The sequence below is a fragment of the Actinomycetospora sp. genome (genome assembly GCF_055612215.1).
The window spans coordinates 1-2,209 of sequence record NZ_JBVPVA010000635.1 but is presented as its reverse complement, the minus strand read 5'-3'; the positions used below and the strand labels follow the sequence as shown (position 1 = coordinate 2,209).

Annotated in this window: 3 protein-coding genes and 1 pseudogene; 3 read left to right on the top strand and 1 reads right to left on the bottom strand. The window is 76.2% G+C overall.

The window, feature by feature from the left end; translation table 11 throughout:
* The 3 genes and pseudogenes from rpsA to coaE form a co-directional block, all read left to right on the top strand.
* Positions 1 to 351: pseudogene (gene rpsA, locus AC0CYZ_RS17400) on the top strand (30S ribosomal protein S1); the annotation flags it as partial.
* Between the two features lie 134 nt (positions 352 to 485).
* Entirely contained in the window at positions 486 to 677 is a 192-nt protein-coding gene (locus AC0CYZ_RS17395) for a hypothetical protein (RefSeq protein WP_472217561.1), read from the top strand.
* 52 nt (positions 678 to 729) lie between these two features.
* Positions 730 to 1,647: a dephospho-CoA kinase gene (gene coaE, locus AC0CYZ_RS17390; RefSeq protein WP_472217559.1), complete on the top strand. Its 918-nt coding sequence runs from the start codon at positions 730 to 732 to the stop codon at positions 1,645 to 1,647.
* Here the strand turns inward: coaE and AC0CYZ_RS17385 are convergent.
* Positions 1,644 to 2,156 carry a ribonuclease FAU-1 family protein gene (locus tag AC0CYZ_RS17385; protein ID WP_472217557.1) on the bottom strand — a complete coding sequence of 171 codons (513 nt, stop codon included), beginning with the start codon at positions 2,154 to 2,156 and terminating at the stop codon, positions 1,644 to 1,646. The two genes, coaE and AC0CYZ_RS17385, sit on opposite strands and share 4 nt — an antisense overlap.
* Positions 2,157 to 2,209: the final 53 nt, after the last annotated feature.

Below are 2,209 nucleotides of genomic sequence, written 5' to 3'. Positions count from 1 at the left end.
CCGGAGGGCTTCGACCCCGACTCCGGGGAGTGGCGCGAGGGCTTCGAGTCCCAGCGCGAGGAGTGGGAGCGCCAGTACCAGGCGGCGTACGCCCGCTACCAGCAGCACATCGCGCAGCTGCAGCGCACCGCGGAGCAGGAGGCGGAGGCCGCCGAGGCGGCCCCGGCCAACTACTCCTCGGGCGGCCCCGAGTCGGCGTCCGCCGCCGAGGACGAGGACGTCGACGCCGCCGCGGCGCCGTCCGCCGACCGCGACGACCCGGGCCAGGGCCCGCCGTCCGCGTCCGGTGCGGGCTCGCTCGCCAGCGACGCCCAGCTCGCCGCGCTGCGGGAGAAGCTCTCGGGCAACTGATCGCCTGACGCCGTTCGACGGGCCCTCACCCCACCCGGGGTGGGGGCCCGTCGTCGTCCGCGCGTCGCGTTGACCCCATGTGTCACATCGTTATCCTGCGTCACAGCAGTATCACGAGCACAGGGGGAAACAGCATGGCCTGGGGACGTCGTCGCAGCGAGCTCGCCCGTCGGCCCGGCCGGCACCGCCGCGGGTCCTCGGGGCTGACCTGGTGCCGCGAGTACGTGGCGGTGGCCGCGGCGCTCGCCGGCCCGACCGTCGCGCGGCGCGGCCTGTTCGAGACGCTGTTCGCCACCCCGCGCCACCTCGTCGGCGCGGTCGCCTGACGGGCCCGGCGGTCCCGGGCGTCCACGGCGCCGATCGGGCAGACTGCGCGCCGTGCTGCGCGTGGGACTGACCGGTGGGATCGGGGCGGGCAAGTCGACCGTCGCGGCGGAGCTCTCGGAGCTCGGCGCGATCGTCGTCGACTCCGACCAGATCGCCCGCGAGGTCGTCGAACCGGGGACCGACGGGCTGGCCGAGGTGGTGGCCGCCTTCGGGGAGGACGTCCTCGACGACGAGGGCCGACTGGACCGACCGGCGCTCGGCCGGGTCGTGTTCGCCGACGACGACGCGCGGACCCGCCTCAACGGCATCCTGCACCCCCGCATCGGCGCGCGGACCGCGGAGCTGGTCGCGGCCGCGCCGGACGACGCCGTCGTCGTGCACGACGTACCGCTGCTGGTGGAGAACGGCATGGGCGCGGCGTTCGCGCTGGTCGTGGTGGTGGACGCACCCGAGGACGTCCGCGTGGCGCGCCTCGGCGAGACCCGCGGCATGGCCGAGGACGACGCCCGCGCCCGCATCCGCGCGCAGGCCACCGAGTCCGACCGCCGGGCGGCCGCGGACGTGTGGATCGACAACGTCGGCGACGTCGACGCGGTCCGCGAGGAGGTGCGGGCGCTGTGGTCGGGGCGGATCGTGCCGTTCGAGGCCGGCGTGCGGACCGGGCGGGCGGTGCCGTGGCCCGAGGACGTCGTCGACGCCGACCCGACCTGGCCTGCCCAGGCCCGCCGGCTGGCCGCGCGGATCGAGGTGGCCGGCCAGGGCCACGTCGACGGCGTGGAGCACGTCGGGCCGACCGCCGAGCCCGGGCGCGCGGCGCCCGACGTCATCGATCTGGTGGTGCACACGGGCGACGGGGACCCGACGGGGGAGCTGGCCGCGGCCCTGACCGGGGCGGGGTTCCCCCGCGTGGACGACGCCCTGCACGGCGGCGCGGACCCCCGGCGGCCGGTGCGGCTGCGGCTGTCCTAGTCCCACGGCCAGTCCAGCACCACCCCCCGCGTGGCCAGCCAGGCGTCGAGGTCGTGCCCGTGCTCGGCGACCCCGCCGTGCACCGTCACCGCCGTCGTCAGCGCCCGCTCGGCCGCCTCCGGGGCGAGCAGGCCCGCGGCGACGGCCTCGACGTACTCGTCGACGTCGAGCAGCTCGGTGCGCTCCCCGGTGTGCACGACCAGGTCGAGGTAGTGGTCGACGGTCGTCCACACCGGCCCGTCGCGGTGCACGTCGGCGATGTCGACGTAGAAGTCCTGCATCCGCTCGTGGCCGGGCTGGAAGCGGAAGTCGGTGACGCGGATGCCGAGCCCGGGCAGCAGCCACGACCGCATGTGGTCCAGCGACGGGTGGCCCGGCATCGGGCGGCTCAGGTAGAGCCCGAACGGCTCCTCGCGGTAGAGATCGACGGTCCGGACGAAGCCCTTCGGGTCGGTGTTCGTGCCCTCGTCCACGGCGAAGGTCTCGACCTTCGGGGGGTGCAGCGCCACGGCGGTGGACCCTAACGACGCCGACCGCCCCGGACGAGGCGTCCGGGGCGGCG